This is a genomic window from Limnospira platensis NIES-39, assembly GCF_026000695.1.
Classification (GTDB): Bacteria; Cyanobacteriota; Cyanobacteriia; order Cyanobacteriales; family Microcoleaceae; genus Limnospira; species Limnospira platensis.
This window is the reverse complement of the sequence record NZ_AP026945.1, coordinates 3296743-3312902: the sequence shown is the minus strand read 5'-3', so window position 1 is coordinate 3312902 and position 16160 is coordinate 3296743. Positions and strand designations below refer to the sequence as shown.

Here is a 16160-nt window from a genome sequence, read left to right as displayed (position 1 = left end):
TCCTACTGATTCATCAATATTGTCATCTATTATGAACACTACCTTTGCGGATGTCAAAACTATACTCCAGGATTTAATTACCCGCTATCGTCATCGGGTGGATTATTTAGCGATCCGAATTGAGGAATCAGAGGAAACTAATATTTTATTAAGGGGCGATCGCATTGAAACTTTGAGTGAGGGTTTGTCTTTAGGGGGACAGGTACGCGCTTGTTATCGAGGCGGTTGGGGTTTTGCTAGTTTTAATGATTTATCTAAGCTAGAAGACCGGATTCAAGAATCAATTATAGCCGCGCGATTAATTGGTACTGAAGAAACTATACTCGCGCCCATTCCGATTATCCAAGATAGCTATATTTTACCGCTGACTGGTTCCGATCCTCGTCAAATTCCCCTATCCGAAAAAAAGACACTGTGCGATCGCTATGGAGAAATTCTCCGCAGTGTTGATGACAAAATTACCACCATTTCTGTTAGCTATAATGATAGCACTCAACGGATGCTCCTCGCTACGTCTGAGGGGACTTTACTAGAACAAGGTTGGGTAGATATGGAGATGCGTTTTGCCGCCACAGCCCGCCACGGGGAAACCGTCCAAACCGGACGAGAAACCACCGGTTCCAGAACAGCCTATGAAGACCTCACCCAACTTGATAATCAGGTTCGCAGCGCCGCCAAACGTGCTGTTAATTCTCTTAATTTACCTCCCGTCCGGGGAAATATTTACACCGTAGTTATTGACCCAATTCTGTCCGGTTTATTCGTTCATGAAGCCTTTGGGCATCTTTCCGAAGCAGATATGGCTTATGAAAATCCTGACCTGTTGGAAGTCATGACTTTAGGGCGAGAATTTGGTCCGCAAAACCTCCAAATTTTTGATGGTGCATCTCCATCCGGACATCGCGGTAGTTATTTTTATGATGATGAAGGAGCCCCCGCTACTAAGACTCAATTAATCAAAGATGGGCGATTAGTCGGACGGCTACACTCCCGCGAAACTGCTGGTAAATTAGGGGAAAATCCCACAGGAAATGCTCGCTGTTTAAATTACCATTATCCCCCTTTAGTACGGATGACTAACACTTGGATTGAACAGGGAAATACTCCCGTCGAGGATTTGTTTAGTGAGATTAAATTGGGGGTTTATGCACGGAATTGGTTAGGGGGAATGACTAACGGCGAAATGTTTACTTTTAGTGCTGGGGAAGCCTGTATGATTCGGAATGGTAAATTAGCCGAACCTGTCCGGGATGTTACCCTATCTGGTAATGTGTTTACGACTTTAGCGGATATTGAGGGAATTGGTGATGATTTCTATTGGGATGAGTCAGGAGGTTGCGGAAAAGGAGGTCAAAATGGGCTACCTGTAGGCTGTGGTGGCCCTAGTTTGCGTATCCGTAATGTGGTTGTGGGAGGAGAAGCATCATAAATTAATTAAAAGCCTCTAAAAGCCACTACCACCCCCACCCCCACCACTACTACCCCCACCAAAACTCCCACCACTACTACTACCCCCACCAAAACTCCCACCACTACTACCGCTACTTCCACCACTACTGGAGGATGATGATAAGCTGGGAATTGTGTGGTCGGTTTTTTTATTGTAGTTGCAACATTTACATTGATAGGTAGTCCGTAGGAGTCCTGTACTATATTGAGTGGGTGAGACGACGGTTTGTGATGTGCTGGTTACGGTTAATTCTTTACCAACAGGACATTCTGAATGGCTGGGCTTGTTAACGTAGGCTTTTAGATAGATAGTATCGCGACTCAGTGCGCCTACTTCAGGACTCCACCACGCCTCAAAACTAACATTTCCGAGTTTGGCGGCTACCTGTTCATGGTCTGTTAATAGGGGTTGGAGTTCTGCGGGTTCTAAGGGGTCTAGGAAAACTTGTGAATCAGTATTATAAACAGGACGGAATGAACGCTGATTTTTGTTTTTCTTAAAACGCCATTCAATGAGTTGAGAACTGATGGTAAAACAGCCAATCAAACTAATTAGAGATGTTATAATTATTCCCGATTTAATTATGCCAATCCCTGATTCTTGATAGTATATTAACCACCCTATTAACCAAAAAAATAACCACCCTATTAACCAAAAAAAGAAACCTATGGACAAAATACCTACACAGAATACCATAATGATGAGCTGATTAATTTTGGTGGGCTGATTAATTTTGGTGGGCTGATTAATTTTGGTCATTGATACTAAGATAGTTTTATACGCTTTTTTATACGCTTTATCCACCAGGATTATAAACAATATAGCTATCAGAGCCACCACTGAAAATGGAGCTAATTGTGGGGTTAGATACAACATCCATAATACGGGGATAGCAGTTAAGGCAAATAATACACAAAATATACCTAAGCGGACATAAGTATAAGCGCCAGTTTCACAGGGGTCAAATGTTGTAATCCGCTGATAGTCTCCAGGCTTAACCAAAATAGGTTTTTGGGCTTCACGGCTGGCTAAATTATAAAAACCATATGATAATAACCCGGCTGAACCTGTCAACAACCAAACTAAATTAGGGATATCTATAGGAGGTTGAAGGCTGGCATCAAAAACCTGGTATTCTACGGCTTGAATTAAGGCTTGAGTTCCGGCTAAAATGCCATCATTAAAATTATCATTCCTCAAATAAGGCACTACATGATTATCAAGAATTCGCCCGACTCTCGCATCAGGTAAAACTCTCTCAATACCGTATCCGGTCTCAATTTCTACACGGCGATCGCCTACAGATGTTAAAAATAAAAGACCGTTATCTTGACCCTGTTTACCAATTCCCCAATGATTAAATAGTGCAGTGGTAAAGGCTTTAGGGGAAGGATAAGACCCGGTTTCAGGAACTGTCACTACAGCAATTTCTGTCCCGTTTTTTTCTTCGAGTTCAAAAATCATCTGATTTAATCGGTCTTCTGTTTCATTGCTGAGAACATTCGCCATATCTGTCACCCATCCCCCATATACTTCTTGAGGATTAGGAACTTCTGAGGGAGTGAGACTATAACTGACGGAAGGCTGTGATATAACGATGATGCTAAAACAGAGAATTCCTAAGCACCATACTCCTAAAATGCGACCGTAGCGCTGGATACTGTTAATTTTCATAATTCCAGGTTAACTCATCAGCAAGTTATGTTATATTATAAGGACATACAATCAGCAGAGGAGCAATTCTTTAAGAAAACTTAATTTTTGGGGGAGGAAGATTGATGAATGATGCTGATAGCAATATTCCCGACCGACTCGCGCCAGAAGTGTTAGAAGTGGCTTCTCGGTTGTATCAGGAAGCTATTGATAGTTATTCGATCGCCGAACTTCAGGAAGCAGGTGCGGAGGTTTCTATTCCGCCAGAATTTATCGAAAAAGCGATCGCCGAAATTCAACAACAGCGCCAACTAGAAGCGATCGCCCAACAAAAAGCCACCCAACTCAAATCTGGGTTAACATTAGGGGGCACAGTTTTCGCCATAGTAACAGTATTATGGACTATTGTTACTTATAATTCAATTTCAGCCAGGTATCAGCAAACCCAAGCATCCTGGAGTCAAGTAGAAAACCAACTCCAGCGGCGGGCTGATTTAATTCCGAATTTATTAGCTGTAACTCAAGCGCAAGCACAACACGAACAGCAAATTATTAACCTGTTAATTGAATCGAGGGAACAGTTTGTACAAGCCAATTCTGCATCGGAAAAATTAGTAGCTAATGATGAAATGAATTTAGCTATTAGGCAATTTAATCAGTATGTAGTCAGCCAGCCCCAACTGGGTTATTCCCCGGCTTTTATCGGTCTTATGTATGAATTAGCTGGGACAGAAAACCGCATAGCTACTGAAAGACAAAGATATAACCAAACTGTCCAAGAATATAATCAATACCTCCGACGTTTTCCTAACTCCATAGTTGGTAATATTTTTAATTTTGAGGAAAAGCCGTTTTTTCGGGCTGAAAATACCCAGGTTCCTAAGATTGAATAAAAGCAGAAAGTCAACCGCCATCTAGTCAAAATTAATCCTATAGGAGGTTGACAAAATCGGATATTTATGATATGAAAAGGGATTTTTAATCAACCCAATTTTTAGCCCTACTGATGGCGCGTGTCCACATAATAAAATTATCGCGCGCCTGTGCGGAGCCTCCTCCGGGTTCAAATATGCGATCGACTTGGCGGCGAGAAATCAAATCCTGATAACTATCCCAAAAACCGATCGCCAAACCCGCACCAAAAGCGGCCCCTTGGGCGGTAGCATCCAAAATGGCGGGACGTTCGACAGGAATACCCAACAAATCGGCTTGAAACTGCATCAAAAAATTATTTCGGGAAGCGCCGCCATCAACCTTCAGCAGAGAAATAGAAGTTTGACAATCCTTATTCATAGCTTCGACCACCTCACCGACTTGATAAGCGATCGACTCCAAAACCGATCGCACCAAATGCTGTCGCTGTACACCGCCAGTAATACCCATAAAAGCCCCCCTAGCGCTCATATCCCAGTGAGGAGCTCCCAACCCGCTGAGGGCTGGCACAAAATAAACCCCATTAGTATCATGAACCTCGCGACACAGTCCCTCAGTTTCCGCCGCCGAATCAATCAATTTAATCCCATCTCGCAGCCATTGAATACAAGCGCCGGTGGTGAACATCGCCCCCTCCAGAGCATAATTTGCCGAAATCGGGCGGTCTCCCTGCTGTTGAGTCCATGCCATAGTAGACAAAAGTTGATTATGCGATCGCGTCAAAATCTCCCCAGTCTGAGAAATCAGAAAACATCCCGTCCCATAGGTACATTTCAACATCCCCGGCTGGTCGCAACCGTGAGCAAATAAAGCAGCCTGCTGGTCTCCCAAAATAGCCGTAATCGGAATTTCCACCCCCAATAGATTCGGGTCAGTTTTACCAAAAAAGCCGATACTGGGTTTAATTTCCGGCATGATATGGGGAGGAATGCCAAACAAATCCAGCAAAAGCGGACCCCAATCACCCCGATCCAAATTCATTAACATAGTACGGCTGGCGTTGCTGTGGTCTGTAGCGTGAACCTTTCCCCCCGTAAGTTTCCATAGCGCCCAGGTATCAACAGTTCCGGCTAAGACATTATCCAAATTGACCTGGGGCTTTTCTCGTTTTACCCAGTCAAGTAACCAAGCCAATTTAGTTGCCGAAAAATAGGCATCAACCACCAATCCTGTGCGTTCTTGAATTTCCTGAGCCTTTCCTTGCTCGGCTAATTCTCGGCATTTAGCAGCCGTGCGGCGATCCTGCCAAACGATCGCATTATGAAGAGGCTCTCCCGTCGTCTTATCCCACAACATACAGGTTTCGCGCTGCACCGTCAAACCAATAGCTTGCACTTGGGTAGGAGAAATCCCCGTATCCCGAAATACCCGTTGCATCATCTCATAGGTATCTTCCCAAATCTGTTCCGGGTCATGTTCCAACCAACCCGGTTGAGGATAATGTTGTGTAAGTTCTTTATAAGCCTGACCTGCGATGGAACCTTCAGCATTAAACAAAATCGCCCGATTGCCTGTTGTGCCTAAATCCAGGGCTAAAATATATTGAGTATTTAGTGTAGTCATGAGCATTTCTTTGAGAAAACTTACTGCACCAATCAATGCAGATCTGTTTCCATGTATATCAAGATTAGCGATCGCCTCGCTGGGTTCTTACCAATTCTTGACACTCTGGAGAAACTGAGCCGATCTGAGATCCCGAATCTCGCCAAGTTTCCAATGTAGCTATTGTTAGTGCCATAATGGAACCGCCCGCCGTTATCAGGGTTCAATACTCCTATCGTCGTCCTCACACATGATCATGCTGATGAATAGATTACCCAAACACCCACAACTGCTATTGTGGAAACAGTCCGCGTCTGGCTGTAGTTCTGGTAGCCGAAAAATTACCCATCTAGCGGGAGTTATCATAGCGATCGCCATCCTTCCATTTTTATCTATCGGGGGTATCTTCAGCCCCTATCCAGGGAACGCCCAAAATCCCAGAGGTTCTGGTCAAGCCATGACCGTCCGTTCCGATATACAGGAAGCCGATGCTAACACCGGAATTGTCACCGCTAGGGGAAACGTACAAATAGACTACCCCGCCCGTCAAATTCAAGCCACCGCCGCCCAAGCCCAATATTTCAGCCAGGAACGTCGCATCATCCTGAGCGGGAATGTTTTAGTTTTACAAAATGGTAACACTATCCGAGGAGAAACCGTCACCTATCTAATTGATGAAGGGCGATTTATCGCCACTCCCCGCCAAGGCGGACAGGTCGAGTCAATTTATTTGCTTCCCGACAACCAAAACAACGCTGCCGCTCAACCATTTAACCCCGCCCCCCCCTTTCAAACCCCTTTAGGTTCCCCATAGAATTCAACTTGATGGGTAATCAGGAATATATTTCTGTTGTATTGTCACCTGTGTAATCCCTGTTCCCCGTTGCCTGCTATAACTATCTATATCACCGTTAACAGCCTGTGGCGCTATACTCAAATTTTGTCAAACAGCAATGAAAATCGTGCTGGAAAACATCCATAAGTCCTATGGAAAGCGCACTATTGTTAGTCGCGTGAATCTATCTATCTCCCAGGGAGAAATTGTCGGTTTACTCGGTCCCAATGGTGCCGGAAAAACCACCACCTTTTATATAGCCACTGGATTAGAAAAGCCGACCCAGGGGCGCATTTATCTTGACGATCGCAATATTACCCACCTACCGATACACAAACGGGCCAGACTAGGTATCGGCTATTTAGCCCAAGAGGCCAGTATTTTCCGACATCTAAGTGTCCGTGACAATATTCTGTTAATTCTCCAACAAACCCGTGTCCCTCGCCGTCTATGGGAACATAGGCTTAATAGTCTGTTGCAGGATTTTCGGTTAGAAAAAGTCGCCAACAACTTAGGCGTGCAAGTTTCCGGGGGTGAAAGACGCAGGACAGAATTAGCCCGCGCCCTAGCATCAGGGCCATTACCGCCCCACTTTTTGCTATTGGACGAACCCTTTGCGGGCGTTGATCCGATCGCCGTATCAGAGATGCAAGCTATTGTTGCCAATTTACGCGATCGTAATATGGGCATTTTAATTACCGATCATAATGTTCGCGAAACCCTCGCCATTACCGATCGCGCTTATATCATGAGAGACGGACAGATTTTCGCATCAGGGGTAGCAGAAGAACTTTACAACAATCCCCTAGTGCGACAGTATTATCTTGGCGATAGTTTCCAATTATGAAATTAACCATTAGCAAATCTACATCTTCAAGTCCATGGCTACTACCCAGCCTATCGGTGTTAGATCGGTACATAATCCAAGAATTAATACCTCCCTTTATCTTTGGAGTAGGATTATTTACCTCAGTTGCTGTCACTGTTGGGACTGTCTTTGAATTAGTCCGCCGCGTCGCCGAATCAGGACTACCAGTCAGTGTGGCTTTTCAGGTATTCCTGTTAAAAATGCCCGATTTTATGGTCTTGGCTTTTCCCATGTCAATGATTTTAACCACATTGATGGTATATGGGCGACTGTCTAGCGATAGTGAATTAATTGCCATTCGTAGTTGTGGAATCAGTCTTTATCGCCTAGTAATTCCCGCAATTATTTTTAGTTTTGTTGTCACCGGAATGACCTTCGCCTTTAATGAAATTATCGTGCCAGCAGCCAACTTTCAGGCGACAATGACCCTACAAAAAGCCTTGAATGAAGACGCACTCAATATCAGTTCAACTAACATATTTTTCCCCGAGTATGAACGAGTTAGCGTCGAGGGTACTAACCGCCGCGTTAATGTTTTAAGGCGGCTTTTTTATGCCGAAGAATTTGCCGATGGCAAAATGTCAGGAGTCACAATTTTAGATCGTTCCCGCGCCGGAATCACCCAAATTATTTCATCAAGAACCGCCATTTGGAACCCCCAAGAAAGCACCTGGGATTTCTATAACGGCACCGTTTATATTGTAGACCCAGATGGTTCTTATCGTAATATTGCCCGGTTCGACCATAAACAATTACACCTTTCCCGTGTTCCCCTAGACCTAGCCAGCCAAGACCGCGACTATGGGGAAATGAATATCGCCCAAACCAAAGAATACCTAGAATTGATGAAACTCAGTGGCGATCAGGCAAAAATCCTGAAAACCAAAGTACGCATTCAACAAAAATACGCCCTTCCCTTTGTCTGTGTAGTGTTTGGACTGCTGGGGTCTTCCCTCGGTTCTCGTCCAGGACGCACCAACCGCGCCACCAGTTTCGGGATCAGCGTTATGATTATATTTGCCTATTATTTACTATCTTTTATTACTGGTGCAATAGGCCAAAAAGGAATTATTAGCCCATTTATGGCAGCTTGGCTACCAACAATGTTGGGTTTAGGAGTATCTGGCTTTTTGTTGTACCGCAGTGCCGAATAATTAATCAATGACCACAACTCCCAATTTAGTTACCTCCCAGATTACCATTCGTCCCTACCGCGATCGCGACTGGGAAGAAGTCTGTCAAGTTCACGATCGCGCCCAACCCGCCGAATTTGCCGGATCTTGTGATTTAAAAGGGATGCGACCCCTCTCGGAAAATCCCTATATTGCCCGTATTTTCCCCCTCTGTCGCAAGTTTGTCGCCTGTGACGGCAAAAAAGTCATTGGGATTATGGCAATCTACCAAGGCTATATTATCCTGTTGTACATCGATCCAGATTATCAACACCAAGGTATCGGGTGCCGCCTTTTGCGTTTAGCGATTAATTTAATCGGTTCCCCAGCTTGGACTATTGTAATGGCGGGAAATCAAAACGCGATTCGATTTTATGAAAAAGCCGGATTTGTCAAAGTCGAAACCTTTGAAAATACTGTTTCTGGCTATCCCTGTACCTTTATCCGCATGAAACGCGCTTACGGTGAGGGTTCCGCCGCCCAGGATTCTCCCAGAACCCGCCCCTACCCCTTGTGATTAAATACCATGCAATATCCATCCCCAACCCTAAATATTCCCCCCTATACTTGGAACCGTCCCATAGGCTTAGGATGGGAAAAACCCTATACAGTACGCTACCCTAGTAATTTAGATGATGGTCCCTTTCATGGAATGCCTTTAGGGGGTTTTGGCGCTGGTTGCATTGGTCGGTCTCATCGGGGAGACTTTAATCTATGGCATCTTGATGGTGGGGAACATATCTTTCGCCCCCTTCCTGGCTGTCAATTTAGCGTTTTTGAGGAAATCGACGGTAAACGACAAGCCTACGCCCTATCTACCCAACCTCCCGAAGATGGTAGCTTATCAACATGGAATTGGTATCCTAGTTCCGATCAGCATACCCAAACCGGAACCTATCACGCCCTTTACCCCCGCAGTTGGTTTGTTTATGAAAATGTCTTTCAAACTCAATTAACCTGTGAACAGTTTTCCCCGGTGTGGGGCGGAAATTACCAGGAAACCAGTTATCCTGTGGCGGTGTTTGAGTGGATAGCCCACAACCCCACCGATAAACTAATTATCCTCAGTATTTTATTAACCTGGGAAAATACCATCGGCTGGTTTACTAATCGTTTAGACACTCCCGCCGTGAAAGTGCGCGATGATGGTAGTCCCGTTTACGAATATCAGCCGCGCTGGGGAGATAGCCAGGATAATTGTAATCACTTTGTGGAAGACTTCCACCGTGTTGGTTGTGTGATGACTCGCTTGAATATTAATGACCAACTCGGAGAAGGGGACGGTCAAATGGCGATCGCCACTATTACTAACCCTGTCGTTGAGGTATATTGTCACAACCGTTGGAGGCCCTCCGGTAATGGTTACGATATTTGGGAATATTTTTCTCAGGATGGGTCCCTGATTGATATACACGATGACGGGCCCGCCCTTGAAGGTGAAAGAATTGGCGCGGCTTTGGCCGTCCGTTGTATCCTCAGACCCGGAAAAACTCGCAAAATTCCCTTTTTTATCGCCTGGGATTTACCTGTGACTGAGTTTGAGGCGGGAGTTACTTACTACCGCCACTATACCGATTTTTTTGGGCGCAATGGTCGTAACGCTTGGTCAATGATTCGGACAGCTATGAAGCATTCCGATACCTGGCGCGAGAATATCGAAGCATGGCAAAATCCAATTCTCAATCGCCAAGATTTACCCCCTTGGTTCAAAATGGCTTTGTTTAATGAACTTTATCTACTGACGGACGGGGGGAGTCTATGGACTGCTATTGATGAGGATGAGCCTTGGGGACGGTTTGCTGTCCTTGAATGCTTGGATTATCGGTGGTATGAAAGTCTCGATGTGCGCCTATATGGGTCCTTTGGTTTGTTGATGTGGTGGCCAGAATTGGAAAAATCCGTGATGCGGGCTTTTGCTAAGGCGATCGCTACTGATGATGATACCCCCAGAATTATTGGTTACAATCAAGCCTCAGCTATTCGGAAAGCTGCTGGGGCGACTCCCCATGACTTGGGGGCTCCTAATGAACATCCTTGGGAAAAGACTAACTACACCAGTTATCAGGATTGCAATTTGTGGAAAGATTTACCCTGTGATTTTGTCTTGCAGGTATATCGCGATTATCTGCTAACAGGGGCCGATGATATTCAGTTTTTGGTAGAATGTTGGCCGGCGATCGTCCAAACTCTCGATTATCTCAAAACCTTCGATCGCGATCGTGATTGTATCCCAGAAAATGGCGGCGCACCAGATCAGACTTTTGATGATTGGCGAATGATGGGGATTAGCGCCTATTGTGGGGGCTTATGGTTAGCCGCATTGGAAGCCGCTATTGCCATCGCAAATATCCTACTTTCCCATCATAGTGATATCACCCCAGATACAACTAAGGCGATCGCTACCTGGACTAATTGGTTAGAGACCGCTAAACCTCTTTATGACCAAACTCTCTGGAATGGTAGCTACTACAATCTTGACAGTCAGAGTGGATCTGATGTCGTCATGGCCGATCAACTTTGTGGTCAGTTTTATGCCGCCTTATTAGGTTTGCCCGATATTGTCCCCCACCATCGCGCACGAGTGGCGCTACAAACCATTTATCAAGCCTGCTTCCAGAATTTTCATAATGGCAAGTTTGGAGCCGCTAACGGTGTCAGAACTACCGGAGAACCCATTAATCCTCAAGATACCCACCCCCTAGAGGTATGGACCGGCATTAATTTCGGTCTAGGTGCTTTCCTTATTCAAATGGGGATGAAAGAAGAGGCTTTTCAACTCGCCGAAGCCGTTATCACTCAAGTATATCAAAACGGCCTCCAGTTCCGCACCCCAGAAGCTATTACCGCCGCCGGAACTTTCCGCGCTAGTCACTATCTCCGCGCTATGGCAATTTGGGCTATGTATTATCAAATACAACACCCCTAGTTAATTATTCTGGTGCGTCAGCCATCCAACTATTTGTGGCCATCATGATGATTCTATCTGACGCACCCTACCCCCTACCCATGTCTAATCATGATTACTGTGGTCGTCTGACCCACCAAGGGTGTTAATTATTCTGGTGCGTCAGCCATCCAACTATTTTGTGGCGTTATGGTCGAAAGGGAAGTCGCCTTCCCCAACTCCAATTCCAAACCGTGCTTGATACTTTCACATCACACGGATCCTGATGTGGATACCCCTTTTGACATCGGGAACAGGGTAACAACTTCCTGCTTTGTGACTTCAACTTTTAGATCTATAGCACAAGACAGAAAAGTTAGGACGTATAATGGCAAGGATATCTACAGAAGACCCAAAAGGCCAGCCCCCTACAGTTACGACCTTAGACAAAAAGTTATTAATGCAATTGAACTAGACGGTATACCCAAAACCGAAGCCAGTCAAGTTTTCCATGTCAGCAGGAACACTATCAATCTCTGACTGCAAAGAAAAGCACAGACCGGAGACTTCCTCCCTAAACCTAATCGCCCACCTGGCAATAACCACCAAATTACCGACTGGCATAAATTCAAGGCTTTTGCCCAAGAGCATGGCCACAAAACCTCCGCTCAAATGGCTCAACTTTGGGATGACGACATCTCTCCTCGCACCATATCCAGAGCCTTGAAGAAAATTGGCTTCACCAGAAAAAAAACTTACGGCTACCAAGAACGTGATCAGCAACAGCGAGAGGCGTTTATTGCTCAGATTCAACATATGGAGCCGGAAGGGTTGGTTTACCTCGATGAAGCTGGCATGAATAGTCAAGACTCGGATTATCCTTATGGTTACTGCCAGGAAGGACAACGCTTCCATACCCTCAAATCAGGGAAGAGGCAGGGCAGGGTGAGCTATATGGCCGCATGGTGTTATCAACAACTCTTAACTCCCTTTACCTTTGAGGGTTGTTGTAATCGGACAGTGTTTGAGTTGTGGTTGGAGTTCATCTTAATTCCAACATTGAAGCCAGGTCAGACTCTAGTATTGGACAATGCAACGTTTCATAAAGGGGGGCGGCAGGCTGAACTGGTGGAGGCAGCTCAATGCCGTTTACTCTATCTTCGGCCTTATTCGCCAGACCTCAACAAGATAGAGAAATGTTGGTCGTGGTTGAAAGCCCGCATTCGCCATTGCACGTGAGCAGTTTGATTCTCTCGATGAGGCCATGGATTCTGTTCTCAAGACTGCGTCCTAACCGTATTGACTAGTGCTATATTACCATGGTTCAGTCGGACATTCAGTTTCCTTAATCATAGATGGTTGGCAGTGGTCGAGTAGGAGGTAGGCTCCTCCACACGCCTTCCGTTCCCCACTTCAATCCTGGGGGGGTTATGATTCCCAAAACTGGGGGTGGCTATCGCCGTTACCCTCTGCTCTGTGATTTCTCGGTTCGCTTAGGACCTTGGGTTCCCTGCCTTGCTTAGTTCCCTAAGCGTCGGGACATGTAAACAGTTATGAGGATGGTCAGGAGTGCGCTCCTTATATCAAAATTCGGGGCTGTAATCCTCACCGGGTAGTGATTTCGGGCATTTCAGCCCTATTTCATACCCGAACGTCTCGCACCATACGCTTACATTTTTCACTACTGCCTGTGAGTAATATTGCTCACTTATTTATGGGCAGAGCATTAGAGGGGTTACAACGTTCCGTTTATACGGGCATTCCATCGTTAGATTTGTCCTATCCACCGGGGTACTTTTAAAAGTCTGTGAAGATGGTGTGTCGAAACCTCTTCTTTTCCCCTTGTTCTTTTGAACGCAGCGTATCAACCTATTTCGCTGCTTACTGATGACGGTGGTTCAAGCCAGACATTCGGTTTCCCTAATCATGGATGGTTGGCAGTGGTCGCATCTTGGTAGTGAGTTCTACCTCACGCCTTCCGTTCCCCGCTTCAATCCTGGAGTTATGATTTCCAAAACTGGGGGTGGCTAACGCCGTTACTCTCTACTCCCTGCTATATCATGGAGTCTACACTCTCCAATCAAAACAGTTTGTTTATGACCTTGAGTCCCCTGCCTTGTTTGGAAGGTTGTCTTTCCAAACGTTGGGACATATAAACAGTTATGGGGATGGTCAGGAGCGAGCTCCTTATATTCAACCAAGGGGCTGAAATTCCTACCAGGAGGTTATTTCGGGTATCTCAACCCTATTTCATGCCTGAACGTCTCGCACCAACATTATCAGAAAATTATAATAATATTTAGTATTTGAGACTTACAGCCATATAGTTATCTGTTGAGAGATTATATTCTCCAGGCGATCGCTATATAAATCCCCCCTTCCAGCTATAATCTAGCTAGGCTATTATTGACAACCCAGACACCTACATCTGTAGGAAATTACCCCCATTGATGAATGTCCTAGTATCCGATAGATAATGGCTAGAGTATTTCACCATAGTAATATTTGGGAAAAAATTGATGATGAACACACCTAATTTTTTGTCAATTCAATCCTGGAAACAGTCAGAATTTTGGCTGATGGCGATCGCCGGAGGTCTAATGTCAATTCACCTGACCCTAATTTATCATCGTAATAACGTCAGCTTTTTGGCATTAAGTCTCATGTTTTGGTTATCTGCCTTTTCTTTAGTATGGGATAAACGCCAGGAACTCGCCAAGCAAACCAGCAGCCCCTTAGCCACCTTATTAGGGATGCTAATAATTGCCATGGTTTTGCTAAAAAGTGCCACCCGTCCCACTTCCAACTGGTTAGGAGTTTCGCCATTTATATCAGCCATTGGCTGGAGTTTAATAGCTTCCGGTTTCAGTGGCTTTCGGGAATACTGGCGGGAACTAACAATCTTGTTTTTTCTAGGTGTTCCCAAAGTATTTATTTGGCCGTTGGTAGATATTTCAGGCATTACTGCTAAATTTGCCACCTTAATTTTATGGTACTCTGGGGCTGATGTTTCTCTGGATCAATTTAACGTCATGCTGCCCGATGGAGGGGTGAGTGTCAATATGGGATGTTCCGGGTTAGAAGGAATGTTTTACCTGTTAGGATTATCAGTGCTATTTATGGTGATGTTTCCCTTAGAAGGACTCTGGAAAAAAATTATTATTCCGGTGGTAGCAGTATTAATTAGTTTTGTAGTCAATGGATTTCGGATTGTCTTATTAGCTGTGCTGGCTAATGCCCACAAACCCGCAGCAGTTTATTACTGGCACGTCGGAGAAGGTTCTCTGATATTTTCGATGATTTCCGTGGCATTGTTTGGCTGTTTTTGTTGGTTTATGATTAAACAGGATACACCACCAACTAATCAAGATACCCCCAGCCAATAAATTATGAAAATCTGGGAAAATGTGCGAATTTCATTACTTGTGCTAACATTTGGGGGAGTAGTTATAGTTCTAGGAAAATCAATCCTAGAACCCCAGAAAACTACTGAGCAAGTTGTCGAACTCTTTACCTTTCCGGCGATCGTCCCTTTACCAGGATGGCAGCATCAGGAAAGTGAAGCACTGACAGAACCCTGGGGAAATATTTATCGTTATCAGCAGAATGATAAAATTCTACAGATAGAAATGCGATATGTTGATCATCCCCATCCCAATGAGAAACTGTTTCGCCAGTACGATCCAAGGGATGCTTCTGTTACGGCACAATTTCCGACACTAACTCGCACCAATAGTACAGGTTCCTATAGCCTTTCGGTTGACAATTCCCGTGTCTACCTTCGCTCTTGTATTAATCCAAGAGGTCCCAGTGCTATCACCTATGAACAGTTCATTCAAAACCGCTATACCTATGACTTACAGTTGTCCAGAATTATACCAGTTTTGATGGGAGAAGAACCCCTCAGAGATCACCGCTGTTTGTGGTCTCATTTATCACTGCCAATGTCCGATAATTATTTTGAGGAAACTTACCCAATTTTAGAGGAAGTTTGGCAAGTTTGGTATCAGTGGTGGCATCCTCGATTCCCTCAACTTGAGCGCTGATTATACCCCTTCTCAATTTACAACTTTTAAACCTATGACTCAATCTGAACAGCCTCTGAATGATAAAGTAGAGGTACTTTGGAAGTTTAGTTCTAACCTGTTAAAAACCATTCCTCCCCTGCGATCGGTGGGCTACGGGTTATTATTTTTATCAATGTTAGATTTGCTGACAATTATACTTCCTCCTCAATTGATGAACCCGGTTTGGGAGTTTCAAACTATGGGTGGGATTGTGGAAAGGTCTGCTGTTCCTCTCATTTCTCTGGTGTTTATTTTCTTTGGTGAACGCAATTTACGAGGTCGCTTTGAAGAACCTTTGTTAATGTTCATTTCTTGGTTTTCTTTACTGTTAGGTGTACTATTTATTTTAATGGTTCCCCTAGGAATTTTCAACACTCTCAGAATTGAGCAACAAAGCAGTGAGCAAATTGATAGTCAAGTGGAACAACGCATCACCGATATTCAAACGGTTCAGGAGCAGTTAGAACAGACGACATCAGAAGACCAAATGCGGGAACTTCTCAGCCGTCTGGATACCCAAGGACGCTCTCCTGAGATTCAAAACCGCGAACAGGTGAACCAAATTAAACAGGAGCTTTCTGGTTTTCTGTCTACTACGGCGCAAAGGACTCAAATTGAAGCAGAACAAACCCGCAGAAACCGCAGAATTACCCTGTTAAAAAATTCGGTTAAGTGGAATATAGGGGCTTTGGTTTCCGGTGTCTTATTTGTGACTATTTGGAGAGGAACTGCTTGGGCTAGGAAAAAAGTTTAAGC

The 16160-nt window shown here is 44.8% G+C and carries 12 protein-coding genes and 1 pseudogene; 11 read left to right on the top strand and 2 right to left on the bottom strand.

Annotated elements, in window-relative coordinates; all coding sequences use genetic code 11:
* Positions 1–31 precede the first annotated feature (31 nt).
* A complete protein-coding gene (locus N39L_RS16275; protein WP_006615992.1) occupies positions 32–1429 on the top strand; it encodes a TldD/PmbA family protein in 1398 nt (465 codons plus the stop codon).
* Positions 1430–1444: 15 nt separating this feature from the next.
* Here N39L_RS16275 and N39L_RS16270 read toward each other — a convergent pair whose 3' ends face one another.
* Positions 1445–3124, bottom strand: coding sequence for a TPM domain-containing protein (locus N39L_RS16270; RefSeq protein WP_014275733.1), 1680 nt, complete (start codon positions 3122–3124; stop codon positions 1445–1447).
* Between the two features lie 104 nt (positions 3125–3228).
* On the opposite strand from N39L_RS16270, the gene N39L_RS16265 reads away from it, so the two are divergent.
* The gene (locus tag N39L_RS16265) at positions 3229–3996 is read left to right on the top strand and encodes a LemA family protein (protein WP_006617385.1); all 768 of its coding nucleotides are present in this window, start codon (positions 3229–3231) and stop codon (positions 3994–3996) included.
* A gap of 85 nt (positions 3997–4081) precedes the next feature.
* On the opposite strand, the gene glpK is transcribed toward N39L_RS16265, so the two are convergent.
* Positions 4082–5599: a glycerol kinase GlpK gene (gene glpK, locus N39L_RS16260; RefSeq protein ID WP_006617384.1), complete on the bottom strand. Its 1518-nt coding sequence runs from the start codon at positions 5597–5599 to the stop codon at positions 4082–4084.
* Between the two features lie 229 nt (positions 5600–5828).
* Here glpK and N39L_RS16255 point away from each other — a divergent pair, with 229 nt between their 5' ends.
* From N39L_RS16255 to hpsJ-A, 9 genes and pseudogenes are all read left to right on the top strand, one after another.
* Positions 5829–6392, top strand: coding sequence for an LptA/OstA family protein (locus tag N39L_RS16255; protein ID WP_035737063.1), 564 nt, complete (start codon positions 5829–5831; stop codon positions 6390–6392).
* A gap of 139 nt (positions 6393–6531) precedes the next feature.
* Positions 6532–7260, top strand: coding sequence for an LPS export ABC transporter ATP-binding protein (gene lptB, locus N39L_RS16250; protein WP_006617382.1), 729 nt, complete (start codon positions 6532–6534; stop codon positions 7258–7260).
* Positions 7257–8435 carry an LptF/LptG family permease gene (locus N39L_RS16245; RefSeq protein ID WP_006617381.1) on the top strand — a complete coding sequence of 393 codons (1179 nt, stop codon included), beginning with the start codon at positions 7257–7259 and terminating at the stop codon, positions 8433–8435. Before lptB ends, N39L_RS16245 begins: the two co-directional genes overlap by 4 nt.
* A 7-nt stretch (positions 8436–8442) precedes the next feature.
* Positions 8443–8970, top strand: coding sequence for a GNAT family N-acetyltransferase (locus tag N39L_RS16240; protein WP_006617380.1), 528 nt, complete (start codon positions 8443–8445; stop codon positions 8968–8970).
* A gap of 9 nt (positions 8971–8979) precedes the next feature.
* Entirely contained in the window at positions 8980–11379 is a 2400-nt protein-coding gene (locus N39L_RS16235; RefSeq protein ID WP_006617379.1) for a GH116 family glycosyl hydrolase, read from the top strand.
* A gap of 357 nt (positions 11380–11736) precedes the next feature.
* Positions 11737–12631, top strand: a pseudogene (locus tag N39L_RS16230) (IS630 family transposase).
* A gap of 1228 nt (positions 12632–13859) precedes the next feature.
* Complete coding sequence (gene crtA, locus N39L_RS16225) at positions 13860–14723, top strand: cyanoexosortase A (RefSeq protein ID WP_014275727.1); 864 nt, start codon at positions 13860–13862, stop codon at positions 14721–14723.
* Between the two features lie 3 nt (positions 14724–14726).
* Positions 14727–15383, top strand: coding sequence for a cyanoexosortase A system-associated protein (locus tag N39L_RS16220; RefSeq protein WP_006616970.1), 657 nt, complete (start codon positions 14727–14729; stop codon positions 15381–15383).
* 34 nt (positions 15384–15417) lie between these two features.
* Positions 15418–16158, top strand: a complete 741-nt coding sequence (gene hpsJ-A, locus N39L_RS16215; protein ID WP_014275726.1) for an HpsJ-like protein, cyanoexosortase A-associated — start codon at positions 15418–15420, stop codon at positions 16156–16158.
* Positions 16159–16160: the final 2 nt, after the last annotated feature.

What these genes read in the sequence shown, in the direction of transcription:
- N39L_RS16275 (WP_006615992.1), top strand. Translation starts at nt 32, where the DNA reads ATGAACACTACCTTTGCGGATGTCAAAACTATACTCCAGGATTTAATT.
- N39L_RS16255 (WP_035737063.1), top strand. Translation starts at nt 5,829, where the DNA reads ATGATCATGCTGATGAATAGATTACCCAAACACCCACAACTGCTATTG.
- N39L_RS16235 (WP_006617379.1), top strand. Translation starts at nt 8,980, where the DNA reads ATGCAATATCCATCCCCAACCCTAAATATTCCCCCCTATACTTGGAAC.
- N39L_RS16270 (WP_014275733.1), bottom strand. Translation starts at nt 3,124, where the DNA reads ATGAAAATTAACAGTATCCAGCGCTACGGTCGCATTTTAGGAGTATGG.
- N39L_RS16245 (WP_006617381.1), top strand. Translation starts at nt 7,257, where the DNA reads ATGAAATTAACCATTAGCAAATCTACATCTTCAAGTCCATGGCTACTA.
- N39L_RS16240 (WP_006617380.1), top strand. Translation starts at nt 8,443, where the DNA reads ATGACCACAACTCCCAATTTAGTTACCTCCCAGATTACCATTCGTCCC.
- N39L_RS16220 (WP_006616970.1), top strand. Translation starts at nt 14,727, where the DNA reads ATGAAAATCTGGGAAAATGTGCGAATTTCATTACTTGTGCTAACATTT.
- lptB (WP_006617382.1), top strand. Translation starts at nt 6,532, where the DNA reads ATGAAAATCGTGCTGGAAAACATCCATAAGTCCTATGGAAAGCGCACT.
- crtA (WP_014275727.1), top strand. Translation starts at nt 13,860, where the DNA reads ATGAACACACCTAATTTTTTGTCAATTCAATCCTGGAAACAGTCAGAA.
- N39L_RS16265 (WP_006617385.1), top strand. Translation starts at nt 3,229, where the DNA reads ATGAATGATGCTGATAGCAATATTCCCGACCGACTCGCGCCAGAAGTG.
- hpsJ-A (WP_014275726.1), top strand. Translation starts at nt 15,418, where the DNA reads ATGACTCAATCTGAACAGCCTCTGAATGATAAAGTAGAGGTACTTTGG.
- glpK (WP_006617384.1), bottom strand. Translation starts at nt 5,599, where the DNA reads ATGACTACACTAAATACTCAATATATTTTAGCCCTGGATTTAGGCACA.